This window comes from Chelativorans sp. YIM 93263 (assembly GCF_028767125.1).
Classification (GTDB): domain Bacteria; phylum Pseudomonadota; class Alphaproteobacteria; order Rhizobiales; family Rhizobiaceae; genus Chelativorans.
In genome coordinates this window covers 237,654-255,129 of the sequence record NZ_JAKCWP010000004.1, presented here as the reverse complement: position 1 = coordinate 255,129, position 17,476 = coordinate 237,654, and the positions used below count along the sequence as shown (strand labels likewise).

Sequence of the window (17,476 nt, the reverse complement as noted above, 5' to 3'; positions counted from 1 at the left end):
CGTTCGGGGTGGCGACGACAAAGGGCTTTTCCGCAAACGCCCGCTACAACCTATCCCCCGTGCACCGGCCCATCGGCGACCAGAATGCCGTCCGCGTCGGCATAAAGGTAGTGGCCGGGCTCGAAGGTGAGGTCCCCGAAAGTGACCGGAACATCGCGCGCGCCGGTCTTCTGCTTGGCGCTCTTTTTCGGCGAAGTCGCAAGCGCGAAAATAGCGAAATCCATCTCGTCGATCTCTTCGCTGTCGCGGATCGCGCCGTTGATGACCACGCCAGCCCAGCCATTATCCTGCGCGAGCTTGGCGATTTTGTCGCCCACCACCGCGCAGCGCGTGGAACCGCCGCCATCGACTACCAGCGCCCGTCCCTCGCCGGGTTCCTCCAGAACGCTGCGCAAGAGCGCATTGTCCTCGAAACACTTTACCGTCACGACCGGACCATGGAAGCCGCCTGACCCACCGAACAGGACTAGCGGGTGATTGCAAAAGCGCAGTTTCTCGTCGTGATCGTCGATCAGATCAGCGGTCTTGAGTACGGCCATTCTATCCCTCCTGTGATTTCGGCGCAGCCAACACGCGCACGGGTTCCCCCGCCTGCCAGGCCAGAATGTTTTCGACAGTATCCTTGTAAAAGCGCTCGTACGCGCCTTCAGTGACATAGCCCAGATGCGGCGAGAGCACCGTGTTCGGCGCCGAGCGCAGCGGGTGGTCAGCCGAAAGCGGCTCGGTGTCGAAGACGTCGAGCCCCGCACGGATACGCCGCTCCTCAAGCGCTTTCACAAGCGCCTCTTCGTCGATGAGCGGCCCACGCGAAGTGTTCACCAGAATGGCGCCGGGCTTCATCAAGCCTAGCTCACGTGCGCTCACCGTGTGGCGCGAGCGCTCGGAGAGAACCAGATGCAGCGAAACGACGTCCGCGCTCGAAAAGAGCGTCTCCTTATCGACGCGGCGCACGCCCGCCTCCGCCGCGCGCTCGTCGGTGAGGTTCTGGCTCCAGGCGATCACATTCATCTCGAACGCCTGGCCAATGGCCGCCATCCGGCTGCCGAGCTTTCCCAGGCCGACGAGCCCAAGCGTCTTCCCGCCCAGCGTGGTGCCGATGGTCTGCTGCCACTGGCCTTCCCGTACATGCCTGTGCTCGTCCGGGATATGGCGTGCACAGGCGATAATCAGCCCCCAGGCCAGTTCCGGCGTGGCATGGCGCGACTCGCCGGCGAAGGTGTGGCAGACTGTAATGCCGCGCGCCGTCGCGGCATCGAAATCGATCACGCGCACCCGCGCGCCGGTGACATTGACGAGCTTCAGCTTGGGCAGGCGCGCGATCAGACTGGCGGAAAGCGGCATGCGCTCGCGCATCAGACAGAGCACGTCGAATTCCGCAAGCGCCTCGGCTGCTGCGTCTTCCGTGGAAAGATTCTCCGTGAAGACGGTCACTTCGTAGTCCGGCCCCAATTGAGACCAGTTCGCCAGCGACCGGGCAACATTCTGATAATCGTCTAGTATCGCAACGCGCAGCAATCGCACCTCCCTGCGTCAAAAATCGTCGATCCGGATGCCGAGGCGGGATGCTTCCTGCCGGAGCGCCTCGGCCACATCTGCCGGCATCTCCACTCCTTTCCGGCGGTTCTCCGCCTCGCGCAGCGCCTCCGGCTCGCCAGGCATGAGCACGGGCTGCGCGGCGTCAATGGGCGTCGAGGATTTTGCCCGCCGGACGAGTTCTTCCATGCGCGCGGCATAATCCTGTCCCACAAAAACATCCGGCCGGATGGCGACAAACGTGTGACCGACATTCTGCGGCGCGTCGAAATCCTTGTACTGGTTGCCGACGCGTCCTGCAAAAGCCGCACCGCTCATCACGCCGCCCATCACCTCCATCATCAGTGAAAGGCCGGAGCCCTTGGGCCCCGCAAGCGGCAGCACGATGCCTTCATAAGCGGCCCGGGCGTCGGTCGTCGGATTCCCCTCCTTGTCGAGCGCCCAGCCTTCCGGGATCGGCTCGCCTTTCGCCGCTGCCCGCCGTATCTTTCCTCGCGCGACCACCGAGGTCGCCATGTCGAGGACGATCGACGGTACCTTGTCCGTTCCCGGCGCCGCGAAGGCAAAGGGGCTCGTGCCCAGAAAGGGCTCGCGCCCGCCCCACACCGGCATGGCGGGCGAAGCATTGGTAAAGATGAAAGCTGCAAAACCCTTCTCCACGGCCTGCAGCAGATAGCACGCGGCCATCCCGAAATGGGTCGAGCGGAAGGCCGAAATCATGCCGATCCCATAGGTCTGCGCCCGTTCCATGGCCTCATCCATCGCCCTTGTTGCGATGACGAAGCCGAAGCCATCATCCCCGTCGAGCCGTGCACAGACCGGCGTCGGCTCATCCAGATTCAGATTGGGGCGGGGCTTCACCAGCCCCCTACGCAGACGCTCGGCATAGACCGGCAGCCGAGCAATCCCGTGGGAGGGCAAGCCGCGCAAATCGGCGAGCACCAGACACGCGGCAATGCGCTCGGCATCCGCCTCCGGCACATCTTGCATGGCAAGCATGGATGCAGCGAGTTCCTCAAGCCGGCGATGGTCGACGGTCAGGACCTCGGTCATCGACGTGCTTCTCCCAAATTTGTATGCAAAAGTATTCATCACAGAAGGAGGCGATTTGCAAGCGATGCCTCCTGAACGAGATCACGTATGGGATAGCAGCATTCACCTCCTCACGGGATCGGGCGGTAGGTCTCCGAGGCAAGCTTGATGAAAGCCTTCACCGAGGCTGCTTGCGGCGCAGTCTTGCGCGTGGCGACCACCAGCTGCCGCTTCGCCCAATCCTCCTGAAGCTGTGTATAGAGAAGATCCGTTCCCGCCAGCAGGTGTATGGAGGAGTTGCGGAGAAAGCCGATTCCGAACCCCGCCTCCACCATGCGCACAAGCGATGGAAAGCTTTCGACGTTGACCCGCTCGCCAAGCGTGCGGCCGGCTTTCCGCGCCGCATCGTGCAAAAGCCGGTCGAGCGCGCCGGTGTGATGAACTCCGACGATCTCATAATGAAGCACATCATCGAACGTCAGTGGTTCCCGCTCCGCGATGCGCCCTGCGATGGGGTGTTCAGGCGAGGCGACGATCCAGACGTGATCATCCTCGAAAGGCAGGATGTCGAAGCGGGCGAAGTCGTAATTGTCCGCGAGAATGGCAAGATCGACCTGCGCGTCTTCAAGGGTGGCCAGCGCCGCGCGCGCGACGGCCTCGCGAATATCAAGCTGTACCTTGGGATGTTGCTTGGCATAATCCGCCAGGAGCTCCGGGAGACGCCCGGACAAGGCGGAGCTCGATGCGGCAATGCGCAATTGACCACTGCGGCCCGTAGCGAACTCCGCCATGCTGGTTTCGAGATCGGCAATCTCACGGAAAATGCGCCGGCAACCCTCCGCATAGGCTGCGCCGGCCGCGGTCAGCGATACGCCGGTTGCCGAGCGGTCGAACAGAACCACGCCCGCATTCGCCTCCAGATCGGCGATACGCCGACTGATGGCGGAGGGCGCTATGTGTTCGCGCTCGGCGGCCTTGGCGATTGAGCCATCGCGCGCCAGCGCCAGAACCAGCCGTCCCGTAACGGGATCGAATTGTGACATCGTAAAGCGACTCGCTTGTCTTTCGATGCCACTATAACGCGGAAAGGCGCTCTGTGTGCGAGCCGGTCAGATACCGCCCGGCTCAGCCCGTCAAGCCCAGTCGGCGCAGCGCTTTTGGCGGAAGCGGATGCGTCTGCGCATATAGCGCGAAGGTCTGGTACAAGCGTACGCGGTCGATCCAGTCGCTCACGGCGGAGCCAGACGCGCGCAATCTTGCCAGAATGGACGTTGTATTCGGTCCCGAAAGCTTTGGTTTTTGGTCGAGATAAAGCATCGGGACTGATGTAAGCCCAGGCGCGGGGACCGGCCATCGCTCATTCCAGAGGAGGGGGTTCGCCGACGGGCAACCCATCGACGAAGCGGCGTTCATTCCTCGACCGGCGTGATCTCCTCGCGCGCCCAGAGTGGAATAAGAATGGGCGCGAGCGTCAGCACCAGAACGATCCGGAAAAGATGATGCACGCTGACGAAGGCCGGGTCGATGCCCAGAGACACGGATACCAGACTCATCTCCGGCAGGCCGCCCGGAACGAGGGCGAGATAGGCCATGGAAAAGGGAATACCCAGAAACCGCTCGAAGCCATAGGCGAACAGGGCAGCCAGCGTCAGCGTCGTGACCGTCAGTCCGCCCCCCAGAACCAGCCCGCCGAACAATTGCCGCCAGGTGATATCGGCGAAGAACTTGGCGATCGAAACACCGATCACGACCTGCGCGGCGATGACGATGAGCTGTGGCGGGTGAAAGGTTGTCCACTCGGCCAGATGCGCGACCGCGCTCAGGAGAAGCGGGCCGGAGAGGTCGGCGGCCGGCAGGCGCAGCAGACGCCCGCCGATTATCCCAAAGATCACGCATCCCAGCAGAATGACCGCGTCTTGAAGTGGCATCGCAAGGCTCAGATCCAGGCTGCGGTCGACCTCGATAGCCTCACCCGGACCGAGCCCGACGAGCGTCACCACCGCGGGCACCGTCATCAGAATGATCATGACCCGCATCCCGTGAACAAGACTCAAGAACCGCACATCCGCACCCAGAGACGGGCCGATTACCAACATCTCGCTCAGACCTCCGGGCGTGGCGGCAAAGGCGGCCGTCAGCCGCCCCTGCCGGGCGACGTAACGGCAAAAGCCGATACCCACGAAGGTGATCACGACCCCGTAAATCGCGATACCGATCAACGAGTAGACCCAACGAGAGGCCTGGGCGACAATGTCCGGCGTGAAGGCACCACCGACCATGACCCCGATCACCGCCACCATAACGGAGCGCAGGCGCCACGAAGAGCGCATCTCGAAGCCTGCGACGGCGAGCGGAACGGTCGCGAGCATCGCGCCGAGCAGCCACCCGAGCGGCAGGCCGAGCAAATATCCGATCAGCCCACCGAGAGCTCCGATGATGATCGTCCGCGAAAGAAACAGCAGGTTCTGCATGATAGCCGGTTGTCGTTTCGAGATGCCGGTGAGGCCGGCCTTGCGATTGATCTTTGCGGCCTAGCAGATATTGTGCACATCTGCATACTGCCGTCCGGTGAAGCGCCCCTTCTTCAATCGCGAACCCGTAACGACGGTGCAACCCGGGGGAGGACTGAAAATATAAATGCGTTCCGCTTCATCCACACGGGGCCAGAATGCCTACCGTGCCATTCTCGCCGCCATTCGCGACGGCGTCTATAAGCCGGGAGACAGGCTCCGCGAGGAGGAGGTCGCACAGCGAATCGGCGTGAGCCGTACGCCGGTGCGCGAGGCGCTCGGCCGCTTGCAGGAAAAGGGCCTGCTCGAGACCGCCTCCGGCCGCGGCCTGGCGGTGCCCGTCCTGTCGATGTCACAGATTTTCGAGCTTTACGCCATGCGCCAGGAGATGGAGGCGCTCGTGGCGCGCTTCGCCGCCCAGCATGCCACGGAAGCCGAGATCGCCAATCTGGAACGCATCAACGGTGAGCTCGGCGCCGCGGACGATCCCCACAAGGCCGCCGCGCGCAATCGCGACTTTCACGCTCGGCTTTATGATGCCGCGCGCAACCGTTACCTGCAGGCGGCCGTTGAGGAGCTTCAGGAGACCATCGCGCTCCTGCCGCGTACCACCTTCGTGCAGCCCGGTCGCACCTCTACGGCGGAGAAGGAGCATCGCGAGATCATCGACGCGATCAAGGCCCGAGACACTGAAGCGGCGGCGCGCGCGGGCAAGGCGCACATCCAGGCCGCCCTTCAAACCCGGCTGGCCATATCCGAGACAGAAGAGACCTGACGCGCCGCACCCACAGAACGAGGAGCAAACATGAGCCTGCCACCTGCCCTGCAGAACCTCCGGATCCCGGTCATCGGCGCGCCGATGTTCATCGTCTCCAATCCCGACCTCGTGATCGCCCAGTGCAAGGCAGGCATCGTCGGCTCCTTTCCCGCTTTGAACGCGCGTGAGAAGGAGGGAGATCCCGTCGAACTGGAGCGCTGGCTGAAGCGGATCACGGAGGAGCTCGACAGGCACAATCAGGAAAACCCAGACAGCCCGGCCGCCCCCTTCGCCGTCAACCAGATCGTGCATCGTTCGAACGTCCGGCTCGAGCGCGACATCGAAATCTGCATGCGTTGGAAGGTGCCGATCTGGATCACGTCGCTGGGCGCCCGCCCGGAGGTGAACGAGGCCGCGCATTCCTGCGGCGGCATCACGCTTCATGACGTGATCAACGACCGCTTCGCCCGGAAGGCCATCGAGAAGGGCGCGGACGGGCTGATCGCCGTCGCCGCCGGTGCGGGCGGCCATGCCGGCACGCTCTCGCCCTTCGCGCTCGTCCAGGAAATCCGCGCCTGGTTCGACGGACCGCTGGTGCTTTCCGGCGCAATCAGCCGCGGCGACAGCATCCTGGCCGCCCAGGCCGCCGGCGCCGATCTTGCCTATATCGGCTCCGCCTTCATCGCTACCGAAGAAGCCAATGCGGTCCATGACTATAAGCAAATGATTGTCGAAAGCCACGCGGCGGATATCGTCTACACCGACCTCTTCAGCGGTGTGCATGGTAACTATCTCAAACCGTCGATCGCCGCCGTCGGCCTTGACCCGGACAATCTTCCTACCGGTGACCCTTCCACGATGGATTTCGGCAGCAATCGCTCCCGGCCGAAAAACTGGAAGGAAATCTGGGGCTCCGGCCAGGGCATCGGCGCGGTCGAGGAGGTCGTGCCCGCCGCGGCATTGGTCGAGCAGCTCGGGCGCGAATATTTCGCGGCGCATGAGCGACTGGAAAGATCGATCGGGCAGAAGACCCGCCCGTTCGCCGCGCCCTGATCCCGCGAAGGCCGGCGCTCAAAATCTTTACGCCTTGTTTCTCGGCTCTGTCCGTCCTAGCAAAACGTCGAGACGGGTTAACCGGGTAAAGGAAGAGCACCATGCGCCTCGGCGGCAGGCTGGCGGCAGCCATAGACATTCTCCACGACATCGAAACACGCCATCGCCCCGCTTCGGATGCCATGCGGGACTGGGGACTTTCGCACCGTTTTGCTGGTGCGGGCGACCGGGCTGCGATAGGAAACTTCGTCTACGACGCCCTGCGCCACCGGCGCGGCGCCGCCTTGGCCTATGGCGAGGAAACGCCGCGCGGCTTGGCTATCGGCGGCCATCTTCTGGAAACCGGGAGCACGCCGGAAGAACTGAACAAGGCGCTCGCGGGCGACCGCTTCGCCCCTCCCCTTCTTTCCGCGGAAGAACTTTTGGCGCTTAACACCCGGTTAGAGGAAGCCCGAACCGGTCCCATCAGCGCCAATGTGCCGGAATGGTGCGAGCCGCTCATGCGGGAAGCCTTTAGCGAGGCGTGGGCCGAGGAAGGAACCGCACTTGCCGGGCGCCCCCCACTGGACATGCGCGCCAACCGACTCAAGGCGCCGCGGGAAAAGGTGCTCACCGCGCTCTCCCACACCGGCGCGCAAGCCGCCACCCTTGCCTCCTCGGGCGTGCGCATCCCGCCGGTCGCGGGCAATGGGCGTCACCCGAACGTGCAGGTCCAGCCCGCCTTCCGCAAGGGGTGGTTCGAGGTGCAGGATGAAGGCTCTCAGGTGGTCGCGGAACTGACGGGTGCCGCCCCCGGCGAGCAGATACTCGATTTCTGTGCCGGGGCTGGCGGCAAAACGCTCGCCATATCCGCGATGATGGAAAACAAGGGCCAGATCCACGCCTATGACGCCGACCGCCATCGCCTCGCCCCCATTTTCGACCGGCTGAAGCGGGCCGGCTGCCGCAATGTCCAGGTGGTGGCGAACGAGGCAGCACTTGCGCCGCTGGAAGGCCGGATGGACCTCGTGGTTGTCGACGCACCCTGCACGGGCTCCGGCACATGGCGGCGGCGTCCGGATGCCAAGTGGCGGCTCACGGCCCAGCAGCTCGAGGCCCGAATGACCGAGCAGAGGGCCATCCTCGACGCAGCAGCCCGATATGTGAGACCCGGCGGGCGGCTCGTCTACATCACTTGCTCGGTCTTTCGCCAAGAAAACACTGCGCAGGCGGAGGCGCTGACCGCGCGCATGCCTGACTTTTCCCCCGCCGACCACCGCGCGACCTGGCGGCGGTACTTTCCGGCGCATGAAGATATGGCGCGGCTTGAAAAGTGGGGCATAACGCTCACGCCCGCGCGTACGCAGACCGACGGTTTTTATTTTGCTACCCTCAAACGAGGGTGAACGTATGGGGTGATTGCCGGATAACCCGCAAGCCCGTAATCAGAAGAGTGTCTGAGGAGAATGATGGCGGACAGACCGGTTGCCGATGGTGATTTCGAGGCGCGGGTCCGCGCAAGTTTTGTGCGGCAGAAAGCGATGGTCACCATCGGCGCCGAGTTGACGCTCGTCACTCCGGGGACGGTCGAGATCGAGATGCCGTATTCCCCGGAGTTCACCCAGCAGCACGGCTTTCTCCATGCGGGCGTCATCTCAATGGCGCTGGATTCGGCATGCGGCTACGCCGCTTATTCGCTCATGCCGGCCGATGCCGGCGTGCTCACCATCGAGTTCAAGGTCAATCTGCTGGCCCCCGGCAAGGGCGAGCGCTTCATTTTCCGTGGCTCCGTCACCAAACCCGGCCGCACCATAATGGTCGCGGACGGCCAAGCCTTCGCTTATGACAGCGAAGGCGGAGCCAAACTCATCGCGACCATGACCGGAACCATGATGACGGTCGTGGGGCGGGAGGGAATCGAGGGGTAAACGGCCGACCATTGGCCGGGATCAACGCCCCCTCCCAATCGGTGGATTTAATATTCTGTCATTTCCTTTCCCAAAGCTCGAGAGGTTAACCATGCATTAACCATGGTTCGCATAACCCTTGAGCAACGAACTGTTAACAAAGATGACCAAAGTGCTAACCGACAGCCGACCGATCCGCCTCAAAGGCCGCTCTTTTCTTGCGCTCGTGCTCTCACCGGAACTTCCGTTGGGAAGCTGGTTGCAGCAACTCGACGACCTGGCCGAGCGCTCGGCGGGTTTCTTCTTGAGGCGCCCCATCGTGCTTGATGTGCAAGGTCTGGAGATCAGTCGACCGGAGTTGAAGGAACTCATCGACGACCTTGGCAAGCGGAACGTGCGAATCATCGGGATTGAAGGCGCAAAATCATCCCTGCTGGGCTTCGATATGCCTCCGGCCATGTCAGGCGGCAAGCCGGCGCCCGATTTCGAACAACCAGCCGAGGACGCGGCCGTCGGAACGGCGGACGAACATCACAGCGAACCTGCAGCCCCTGCCGGCCAGCCAGAATCACAGCCGGTCAGGCCGGTTCCCTCTTTGATCATCGATCAACCCGTGCGTTCCGGGCAATCGGTGATCTTCCCCGAGGGCGACGTCACCATTGTCGCCTCGGTCGCCTCCGGTGCGGAAGTCGTGGCCGGTGGCTCAATCCACGTCTACGGCACACTCCGCGGGCGGGCGATGGCGGGATCGATGGGCAACTCATCGGCGCGCATTTTTTGCAGCAAGCTGGAAGCAGAACTTCTTGCGATCGACGGCCTCTACAAGACGGCCGAAGACATCGAGCCACAACTTCGCGGGCGCGCGGTTCATCTTTGGCTCGAAGGCGATTCGATCATGACAAACACACTTAATTGAGGCGGCGGGCCAACAGGAGACACTAATGGGAAAGGTAGTTGTTGTTACATCGGGAAAGGGGGGCGTCGGAAAGACAACTTCGGCAGCCGCTCTTGGCGCCGCTTTGGCGCAGCGAAAAGAAAAGACGGTGGTTGTCGATTTCGACGTCGGTCTGCGCAACCTCGACCTTGTCATGGGCGCCGAGCGCAGGGTGGTATACGACCTGGTCAATGTCATCCAAGGCGACGCCAAGCTGCCGCAAGCCCTCATTCGGGACAAGCGGCTGGATACGCTCTACCTGCTGCCGGCCTCGCAAACACGAGACAAGGACAATCTGACGGCGCAGGGCGTCGCGCAGGTGATCGGTGCACTGAAGAGAAACTTCGATTGGGTCATTTGCGACAGTCCCGCGGGGATCGAGCGCGGCGCGACCCTGGCAATGCGTCACGCCGACATAGCGGTGGTCGTCACGAATCCCGAGGTCTCTTCGGTCCGTGACTCGGATCGCATCATCGGACTTATCGACGCGAAAACGGTCAAGGCCGAACGTGGCGAGAGCATAGACAAGCATTTGCTCCTCACCCGCTACGATCCCAATCGGGCCGAGCGTGGCGATATGCTGAAGGTGGAAGACGTCCTTGAAATCCTGTCTATTCCATTGCTCGGCATCGTGCCCGAAAGCATGGATGTCCTTCGCGCCTCCAACCTCGGCACACCGGTTACCCTGGCGGACAGCCAGAGCGCACCGGCGCAGGCCTATCTCCAGGCAGCGCGCCGGCTTGCCGGCGAGGACGTGCCCATCAGCGTTCCCGGCGAAAAGCGCAGCCTTCTCGGAAAACTTTTCGGATGGAGGGCAGCATGAGTTTTTTCGGACTTTTCAGAAAACAGGCTTCGGCTCCCACCGCACGTGATCGTTTGCAAGTCCTGCTCGCGCATGAACGGGCATCGGTGGGTGAGTCAGATCTGGTCGCTCGCTTACGGGAAGAAATCCTTGCCGTGATCGCCAAGCACGTGAAGGTCGATGGCGAAAAGGTCAAAGTGAAGATGGACCGCGGAGACCAGGTTTCCACGCTGGAAATCGACGTGGAGATTCCACTCAAGGCGCGTGTGGGGGCGACCTGAACGATCAGCCATTAACCTGAAGGAGGCGACATGACCCGCGTCGAACTTCTCGATCGGCTTCAGCAGCTTCAGCACATGGAGAAATTCAAGGGACGCGACATCATGACCATTAGCGCGCTCTTGTCCAATGACGCCCTGGCGGACCACGTCAAGGTCTGCGAGGACGCTGTCAGTGCACCGTGCCGTGTTGCGCGGCACGGTAGACACGCAGCCCGCGACAAGGACGGTGTACGCGCAGGCTGATCCGCCGCGCTGTTTCCGCTTATTGCCTGGCGCCTTCGAAGCGAATCAGGGTGGTACTGTTCCGCGAAGGGATGAGCCCGGCTGACAGAGAAGGCTCGACTCAAGCACTCAGAAGCTGATTTCCCCGCACCAGATTGTAAAATCTCCCAAGCAGCGCCTCTGCATCCGGAAACGAAAAATCGTTCTTGTGGTAGAAAATGCCGAAACTGCCTTCACCCCTGCGGCGTAGAACCGGTGGCAGATCGCTAGCAGCCACCCCGTCGTAGTAGGCGGACGCTGCAAATTCAGGGAGGTATGCATAGCCGACACCACGCTCGAGAAATCTACGCAACATTGCCCTGTCGCCGGTCTCGGCAACAATATCGTGGCTCTCGACCTGGCGGGCGAGATAGGTGCGGGCAAGCGAGCCATACGGGGTCTCCTTTGGGGGCATTATGACCGGCACTTTAGCGTCCGCGCCGAACGCCGACAGGGCTGCAGCCTCACCTATCCAGCAAAATGGAACTTCGAAAGTCAGCTCCGGCCTTTCCTCGAGCGTGTACAGGGGCCGGACGACAGCATCGACATGCGCTTCGGCAAAGCGCTTGATGAGGCGGTCGGAGCTGTCAACGACGAGAAAGTATTTTTCGATAAACTGAGGCAGATCCTGCGTACTGCGTTCAAGCCGCGCGAAAAGTTCATGATCCACTCCCACCCGCTTCCGGCGGTCTGCACGCGATCGCGAATAATCGTCCAGTTGCGAGATAGACCGCAGGACGCCCTGGCAGGCGCTCAGAATCTGCTCGGAATGAACGGACGGCAAGAGCTCGTTGCCGACGCGTCGTACAACTTGTAGACCCGTCGCATCCTCGAATTTACGGATGTGCAGCGATACGGCCGGCTGGGAGACTCCGTATAACTGGGCGACACGTGTGAGGCTGCGCATCCGTAGTACATCGGCTACAATCCTGAGCGTGTTGAGGCTCAGCTTGCGGATAGGATCGTCCAGCATGCGCGAAGATTACTTTCTCTGGTGGACCTGCGTGTCCGAATGCAGTCGAGCTGCTCCGGGATCCGGAATTTTGTGATAGGTGAGCATGATGCAGAGTCCGCATAGCAAAGCTGATTGTTCAAAGGCTTTTGGAGTTCATCTGTTGCTTATGCGCAAATAAGCAAAACGATGCCATTCTCGAAAACTAGAGACAAAAGGCAGCAATTGAACGCTGGTGTTTAAAGTTTTCGAAACCTTCTTGCATGGAACCCTGCGTAAAACATGTATCGCTTTTACTTGATAAGTTGAGGCTACCAGCCGTGGAGAACGCGGCCGAAACGACAATCCCTTTATACCCCAGTGGCTTTTCGGTTTCTGACTTAGGGCTACCAACCAGAACAACCAACAGGCCGTTCGCGTAGAGGTGGGGAAACTCCTCGAAATCCAGCTTGATGGTATCCAAACAGTTAAGCGGCCAAGAGCGCGACGGAAGGCAGACCTGCGCGGGTCTCCCAGAGCGAGTGCTACCGCATGCCGGAAGACGCTGCCCGATCGCCGAACCAGCCAAGGAGCGGTTTCGTGTGGCCACCGCTTCCACTGCGCAAAATCTAAGAACGGTGCTGTCACACCCTTTGACTCGGCTGTCTGGCGCTTTCGTCGCGTGCTTATTTGCAAATAGCTAAATCTCACCCGACAGTACTCAAGGACGCTGAGGGGGGTGATCCACTTCTTTAGAGTCCGTCGCGCCCTGGCGGAATTTAATGGCCTGCCGACGGCACGCCGTTCAATGTCGCGGGGCACCTTGGTCCTTTTCGCTGTGGAGAAGCCCGTGCACGCGCCTAATGTGAATGAGAACACCGTCGTCGCCCATCCGGACCTGCCGCTCCTGCGGCTGGAGAAGCTACACGCCAACCTGCAGCGCCGCAGTGAGCACTTTCTAGGCTACCAGTTCAATTCGGTCTTTGACTATTCGGCGCTCGCACCGTTCCTCAACATGCACCTCAACAATCTGGGTGATCCCTATTCCTCCGCCTGCAAGACTGTGCACACACGGGAATATGAGCGCGAGGTGCTAGCGCAATTCGCGCAGCTCTGGCGCGCCAAGGGGCGTCACCCGCTGACACCGGAGTCCTACTGGGGCTACGTCCTCAGCATGGGTGCCACAGAGGGCACCATGTTCGCGCTATGGAACGCGCGGGACTATCTCTCGGGCAAGCCACTGCTGCACCAGACGGTTTGGTCGACAGGAGACACGCCGGAGCCGGTGATCTTCTGTTCGGAAGACACGCACTACTCGATCGCCAAATGCGCCAGCGTCCTGAACATGCCTACCTTCTATGATCTGGGCAGCCGCAATTTCCCCGGCTTGTGCCCGGTCACCGAGGACGGCAACTGGCCGCGAGCGGTGGCAAGCCAGGACGGGGTCGTCGATCCGAAGCAGCTTGCGGAGCTGGTGGATTTCTTCGTCGCGCGAGGTCACCCGCCCATCATCGTGCTGAACATTGGCTCGACCTTCAAAGGTGCCTACGACGACCCGCAGGCGGTCTGGCCTTTGCTGCTCCGGGTTTTCGAGAAGCACGGACTTTCGCTCGGAGAGGGTGGCGGCCGACAGGACTACTGGATCCACGTCGACGGTGCGCTGGGTGCGGGATATCTCCCCTATCTGGAGTTGGCGCACGAGAAGGGACTGACGGACGAACGCGGCCCGCTGTTCGATTTCCGGCTGCCCTACGTCTCTTCCATCGTCACCAGCTCACACAAGTGGTTCGGCGCGCCTTTTCCCGGCGGGGTCTATATGAGCAAGGAGAAATTCCGGCTACGCCCTCCCTCGCGGCCGGACTATATCGGCTCGCCCGACTCCACATTCGCCGGCAGCCGCAACGGTCTGTCTCCGCTCATTCTCTGGTATGCGCTCAACACTGCGCCGGCGGATGTGCAGGCCCACGCGGCGGCGCGCTGCGCCAGGCTCGCCGACTATGCCCATCAGCGTCTAGAAACGGTTGTGGAGCGCATACCCGGCTTTTGGGTTGAACGCTCGCGGCGCTCGCTCGCCGTGCGGTTCACGAGACCGCGCCCGCGCGTCTTCTCCCGCTTCGGACTGAGCGGCGAGGGCACTGGAGCGCATATCTTTACGATGCCGCATGTCACGCGCGCAGTGATCGACAAGCTCGTCGATGCACTTACCGCTCCGAACGCCTTGAGTCTGCCGAAGCCGACGTAAGCCGGGACTCAAGCACGGTGGGAGTCTCCCTCCTGTAAAATGAAAACCCAAACTTCGACGCGTCGCCGGACCGAGTCTGACCCGAGTCGAAGCCGAAGCGCTCGCGCCGGGAAAACCGATCCGCCGCTTCAGGAGAAGAGGCGATCTCTTTGGACGTAGAAAGGGAATACATCATGGATAGCGAAAGTATCAAGATTGTATCGGCTGCTGATGAAGCCGCTGTGAACGGCATATTGACGGTCGCGTTTGCCACGTGTCCTTTGCTTCGGTGGATGTATCCGGAGCCGGAGCAATATCTTCGACATTTTCCCGGTTTTATAAAAAACTATTGTGGGGACGCCTACCGACTTCAGTCAGGCGCCTACTACGATAACGGCCTGAAGGGGGCCCTCCTCTGGCTCACCTCGGACGCTCCTCGCAATGACGAGGATGAGCTTGTCCCGTTTCTACGAGATAGCACCACCGGGCATCGGCGAGACGAAGTGCTCAACATGTTCGAGAAGTTTCATCACTACCATCCAACCAATCCGTTCTGGTACTTCACGGTCCTGGGGATCGACCCGCTCCATCAGCGGAAGGGACTGGGAGGCAAACTGTTCAGGCAAGCACTTACCTTATGCGACCGCGCAAAGGCAGTCGCCTACGGTGAGGCCACGAGGGAAAGTACGGCCCGGCTGTACGAGACTCTAGGGTTCGAGGTGTTGGATGTCGTACAATTCGGCTCGTCACCGCCGTTCTATCCGGTGAGACGCGAGCCGCAACAGGTTTAGAAGGCGATCGCACGCCGTGGCATCGGCGCTGATGCCACGGCAGTCGAGATCGTGCGGACGCTCGGAAGCATAGAAGCCACCACATCATCCAGCGTTGTAGATGGCCCAATTCGGGACCAGCGTGATGCTGACCAGCCGCTGCGGCGCAGTGCTTGAGATGTTGCGATGGCCCTGCCCATTTCAGGGTCGACTCGAGCCGCGCGCGGGAATTCTCGGTTGAAATAGCGGCGTATGAAGGGAACCTCCGATCATGACCATGCAATCCATTTCGACCGAAGACCGTGTCGTCATCTTCGACACAACGCTACGAGATGGCGAGCAGTGCCCTGGCGCGTCCATGACGCTCGAGGAGAAGCTGCAGGTTGCCGAGCTCCTCGACCACATGGGCGTTGACGTCATCGAAGCGGGCTTCCCAGTCGCCTCCGACGGCGACTTCGCAGCAGTGCGGGAGATCGCCCGACGTGCCAGAAGTGCGGTGATCTGCGGCCTGGCGCGTGCCGATATCCCAGACATCGATCGTTGCGCCGAGGCAATTGAACCGGCGAAGCGCGGTCGCATCCATACCTTCATCGCCACTTCGCCGCTACACATAAAGCACAAACTCCGGATGGAGCCTCACGAGGTGCTTGAGGCCGTGACCGCCAGCGTCCGACATGCCCGCAGCTACACTGACGACGTGGAGTGGTCCTGCGAGGATGGGACCCGCAGTGAGATCGATTTTCTCTGCCGCTGTGTGGAGGCCGCGATTTTAGCCGGAGCCACTACCATCAACATCCCCGACACGGTCGGCTACGCCACCCCCGACGAGTATCGGCGCCTGTTCGAGACTGTGCGCTCGCGGGTTCCGAACTCGGACAGGGCGGTGTTTTCGGTGCATTGCCACGACGATCTCGGCTTGGCCGTGGCCAATTCGCTGGCCGGCATCGCCGGCGGCGCCCGGCAGGTCGAATGCACCATCAACGGGATCGGCGAGAGGGCTGGCAACGCCTCTCTGGAAGAGGTGGTGATGGCGATCCGAACCCGTTGCGACGCAATGCCGTACGTGACGGGCATCGAGAGCACGATGCTGATGCACGCCTCACAGCTGGTGTCGGCGGTCACCTCCTTCCCGGTGCAGTACAACAAAGCGATCGTCGGGCGTAACGCCTTCGCGCACGAGAGCGGCATCCATCAGGACGGAATGTTGAAGAACGCGCAAACCTACGAGATCATGACTCCCGAATCGGTTGGCGTGTCGAAGTCCACACTGGTGATGGGTAAGCATTCAGGCCGCCGCGCCTTTCGGGAGAAGCTTAAAGAGCTGGGTTATACATTTGACGAGGGGACGTTGGAGGAATCGTTCCGCCTTTTCAAGGATCTCGCAGACCGAAAGAAAGTCGTCAAAGACTCGGAGATCGAGGCAGTCGTAGCAATGGCAACATTCTCGGCATGACTTCGAGATAGGGCGACGCTTTGGCCGCCAGTCTCCCATCCCGCCCTTGTGCGACCACGATAGACGCCCGGAGCCGTCGCGCAGGGCTTCGCTGCGCCTGCCCCCGGGAACCAAGCCGCACACATCCTGTTGGGGGCTCATCGAAGAGGCCCCAAATGAGCAGCACGATAGCAGACACGTCGACGCGACTTTCCCCCTCCTTTCACTGGGCGGGATATATGCTGGGCTTTGCCATTGGCGGATTCTTTGACGGCATCCTGCTGCACCAGGTGCTTCAGTGGCATCACCTACTGTCCGGGCTGGAGGGCGGACGCTTCGGCGACTTGCGCTTCCAAATCATGGCCGACGGCTTCTTTCATGTCCTGATGTATGTGGTCGTGCTCGCCGGTCTCCTCCTGCTCTGGCGCTCGCGGGAGGAGTTCGCCCGCCCGCGCGCCGACCGGCTTCTGTTTGCGAATGCGCTGATCGGCTTCGGCGCCTGGCACGTGATCGACGGCATCGTCTCACACTGGGTTCTCGGCATCCACCGCATCCGGATGGCTTCGGACAATCCACTCTTTTGGGATCTCCTGTGGTTCTTCGTTTTCGGTGTTGCCTTCATCGTCGCCGGCTGGTTCGCCCGCCCGCCGGGGGGCGCAGTCCGGTCCCGCAGAGCTGCGCCGGCCATGCTGGCGGGCCTTGCGATTCTGCTGGGCGGGGCAGCCGCCATACCACCGGCCGACACCTCTGCCATCGTCGTGGTGTTTCGGCCTGGCGTTTCGCCGGGGCAGGCCATGGAGGTGGTAGCGCAGGTCGACGGGCGACTGCTGTGGTCCGACCGATCAGACCAGGTATGGGCGATCGACCTTCCGGACCGCAGCCGCGCCATGGAGCTATATCGCGGTGGCGCCATGATCGTTAGCGGCACGATCCTGCCGGCCGCATGTATCGACTGGATACGGACATAAGCGCTGCGCTGCCGCTTTGCATTCGCGCTTTTCTTCAGGCCCTGAACGTGGTACGAGCCAGCGCCAATCCTGAAAGGGAATCACCGTCGAAAATCCGTTCTCCCG

General features: G+C 61.7%; 17 protein-coding genes and 1 pseudogene. 12 read left to right on the top strand and 6 right to left on the bottom strand.

From position 1 onward, the window contains the following. Positions 1 to 50: 50 nt before the first annotated feature. From rraA to LY631_RS10930, 5 genes are all read right to left on the bottom strand, one after another. Complete coding sequence (rraA, locus tag LY631_RS10950; protein WP_274425357.1) at positions 51 to 539, bottom strand: ribonuclease E activity regulator RraA; 489 nt, start codon at positions 537 to 539, stop codon at positions 51 to 53. A 1-nt stretch (position 540) separates the two neighbouring features. Beyond that, positions 541 to 1,515, bottom strand: a complete 975-nt coding sequence (locus LY631_RS10945) for a D-2-hydroxyacid dehydrogenase family protein (protein ID WP_274425356.1) — start codon at positions 1,513 to 1,515, stop codon at positions 541 to 543. A gap of 15 nt (positions 1,516 to 1,530) precedes the next feature. Continuing rightward, entirely contained in the window at positions 1,531 to 2,586 is a 1,056-nt protein-coding gene (locus LY631_RS10940; RefSeq protein ID WP_274425354.1) for an Ldh family oxidoreductase, read from the bottom strand. Positions 2,587 to 2,696: 110 nt separating this feature from the next. Beyond that, positions 2,697 to 3,608 carry a LysR family transcriptional regulator gene (locus tag LY631_RS10935; protein WP_274425353.1) on the bottom strand — a complete coding sequence of 304 codons (912 nt, stop codon included), beginning with the start codon at positions 3,606 to 3,608 and terminating at the stop codon, positions 2,697 to 2,699. Between the two features lie 366 nt (positions 3,609 to 3,974). After that, positions 3,975 to 5,036 carry an AbrB family transcriptional regulator gene (locus LY631_RS10930; RefSeq protein WP_274425352.1) on the bottom strand — a complete coding sequence of 354 codons (1,062 nt, stop codon included), beginning with the start codon at positions 5,034 to 5,036 and terminating at the stop codon, positions 3,975 to 3,977. A gap of 166 nt (positions 5,037 to 5,202) precedes the next feature. Here LY631_RS10930 and LY631_RS10925 point away from each other — a divergent pair, with 166 nt between their 5' ends. The 8 genes from LY631_RS10925 to LY631_RS10890 all read left to right on the top strand — a co-directional run bounded on the left by LY631_RS10925 (position 5,203) and on the right by LY631_RS10890 (position 11,031). Next, positions 5,203 to 5,850, top strand: a complete 648-nt coding sequence (locus LY631_RS10925) for a GntR family transcriptional regulator (protein ID WP_274425351.1) — start codon at positions 5,203 to 5,205, stop codon at positions 5,848 to 5,850. A gap of 30 nt (positions 5,851 to 5,880) precedes the next feature. Then, positions 5,881 to 6,885: an NAD(P)H-dependent flavin oxidoreductase gene (locus LY631_RS10920; protein ID WP_274425350.1), complete on the top strand. Its 1,005-nt coding sequence runs from the start codon at positions 5,881 to 5,883 to the stop codon at positions 6,883 to 6,885. 101 nt (positions 6,886 to 6,986) lie between these two features. Further along, positions 6,987 to 8,270 (top strand): RsmB/NOP family class I SAM-dependent RNA methyltransferase, encoded by a 1,284-nt coding sequence (locus LY631_RS10915; protein ID WP_274425349.1) that lies wholly within the window; start codon positions 6,987 to 6,989, stop codon positions 8,268 to 8,270. Positions 8,271 to 8,333: 63 nt separating this feature from the next. Beyond that, positions 8,334 to 8,792, top strand: coding sequence for a PaaI family thioesterase (locus LY631_RS10910; protein ID WP_274425348.1), 459 nt, complete (start codon positions 8,334 to 8,336; stop codon positions 8,790 to 8,792). A 142-nt stretch (positions 8,793 to 8,934) separates the two neighbouring features. Further along, on the top strand, positions 8,935 to 9,687 hold the full coding sequence (minC, locus tag LY631_RS10905; RefSeq protein WP_274425346.1) for a septum site-determining protein MinC: 753 nt from the start codon (positions 8,935 to 8,937) through the stop codon (positions 9,685 to 9,687). Positions 9,688 to 9,712: 25 nt separating this feature from the next. Further along, positions 9,713 to 10,528, top strand: coding sequence for a septum site-determining protein MinD (gene minD / locus LY631_RS10900; RefSeq protein ID WP_274425344.1), 816 nt, complete (start codon positions 9,713 to 9,715; stop codon positions 10,526 to 10,528). Next, entirely contained in the window at positions 10,525 to 10,788 is a 264-nt protein-coding gene (minE, locus tag LY631_RS10895; protein ID WP_274425343.1) for a cell division topological specificity factor MinE, read from the top strand. Before minD ends, minE begins: the two co-directional genes overlap by 4 nt. Before the next feature lie 30 nt (positions 10,789 to 10,818). Then, positions 10,819 to 11,031: a hypothetical protein gene (locus tag LY631_RS10890; RefSeq protein WP_274425342.1), complete on the top strand. Its 213-nt coding sequence runs from the start codon at positions 10,819 to 10,821 to the stop codon at positions 11,029 to 11,031. A gap of 100 nt (positions 11,032 to 11,131) precedes the next feature. Here LY631_RS10890 and LY631_RS10885 read toward each other — a convergent pair whose 3' ends face one another. Continuing rightward, the gene (locus LY631_RS10885; RefSeq protein WP_274425341.1) at positions 11,132 to 12,022 is read right to left on the bottom strand and encodes a LysR family transcriptional regulator; all 891 of its coding nucleotides are present in this window, start codon (positions 12,020 to 12,022) and stop codon (positions 11,132 to 11,134) included. Between the two features lie 808 nt (positions 12,023 to 12,830). On the opposite strand from LY631_RS10885, the gene LY631_RS10880 reads away from it, so the two are divergent. The 4 genes and pseudogenes from LY631_RS10880 (at position 12,831) to LY631_RS10865 (ending at position 17,371) form a co-directional block, all read left to right on the top strand. Then, positions 12,831 to 14,222 carry a pyridoxal-dependent decarboxylase gene (locus LY631_RS10880; protein WP_274425340.1) on the top strand — a complete coding sequence of 464 codons (1,392 nt, stop codon included), beginning with the start codon at positions 12,831 to 12,833 and terminating at the stop codon, positions 14,220 to 14,222. A 173-nt stretch (positions 14,223 to 14,395) separates the two neighbouring features. Further along, entirely contained in the window at positions 14,396 to 14,992 is a 597-nt protein-coding gene (locus LY631_RS10875) for a GNAT family N-acetyltransferase (protein WP_274425339.1), read from the top strand. Between the two features lie 250 nt (positions 14,993 to 15,242). Then, positions 15,243 to 16,400 (top strand): annotated as a pseudogene (locus LY631_RS10870) (2-isopropylmalate synthase); the annotation flags it as partial. 179 nt (positions 16,401 to 16,579) lie between these two features. After that, a complete protein-coding gene (locus tag LY631_RS10865) occupies positions 16,580 to 17,371 on the top strand; it encodes a DUF2243 domain-containing protein (RefSeq protein ID WP_274425338.1) in 792 nt (263 codons plus the stop codon). Positions 17,372 to 17,476: the final 105 nt, after the last annotated feature.

Coding starts and splice junctions, on each gene's coding strand:
- rraA (WP_274425357.1), bottom strand. CDS start 539: ATGGCCGTACTCAAGACCGCTGATCTGATCGACGATCACGACGAGAAA.
- LY631_RS10940 (WP_274425354.1), bottom strand. CDS start 2,586: ATGACCGAGGTCCTGACCGTCGACCATCGCCGGCTTGAGGAACTCGCT.
- LY631_RS10935 (WP_274425353.1), bottom strand. CDS start 3,608: ATGTCACAATTCGATCCCGTTACGGGACGGCTGGTTCTGGCGCTGGCG.
- LY631_RS10930 (WP_274425352.1), bottom strand. CDS start 5,036: ATGCAGAACCTGCTGTTTCTTTCGCGGACGATCATCATCGGAGCTCTC.
- LY631_RS10925 (WP_274425351.1), top strand. CDS start 5,203: ATGCGTTCCGCTTCATCCACACGGGGCCAGAATGCCTACCGTGCCATT.
- LY631_RS10920 (WP_274425350.1), top strand. CDS start 5,881: ATGAGCCTGCCACCTGCCCTGCAGAACCTCCGGATCCCGGTCATCGGC.
- LY631_RS10915 (WP_274425349.1), top strand. CDS start 6,987: ATGCGCCTCGGCGGCAGGCTGGCGGCAGCCATAGACATTCTCCACGAC.
- LY631_RS10910 (WP_274425348.1), top strand. CDS start 8,334: ATGGCGGACAGACCGGTTGCCGATGGTGATTTCGAGGCGCGGGTCCGC.
- minC (WP_274425346.1), top strand. CDS start 8,935: ATGACCAAAGTGCTAACCGACAGCCGACCGATCCGCCTCAAAGGCCGC.
- minD (WP_274425344.1), top strand. CDS start 9,713: ATGGGAAAGGTAGTTGTTGTTACATCGGGAAAGGGGGGCGTCGGAAAG.
- minE (WP_274425343.1), top strand. CDS start 10,525: ATGAGTTTTTTCGGACTTTTCAGAAAACAGGCTTCGGCTCCCACCGCA.
- LY631_RS10890 (WP_274425342.1), top strand. CDS start 10,819: ATGACCCGCGTCGAACTTCTCGATCGGCTTCAGCAGCTTCAGCACATG.
- LY631_RS10885 (WP_274425341.1), bottom strand. CDS start 12,022: ATGCTGGACGATCCTATCCGCAAGCTGAGCCTCAACACGCTCAGGATT.
- LY631_RS10875 (WP_274425339.1), top strand. CDS start 14,396: ATGGATAGCGAAAGTATCAAGATTGTATCGGCTGCTGATGAAGCCGCT.
- LY631_RS10865 (WP_274425338.1), top strand. CDS start 16,580: ATGAGCAGCACGATAGCAGACACGTCGACGCGACTTTCCCCCTCCTTT.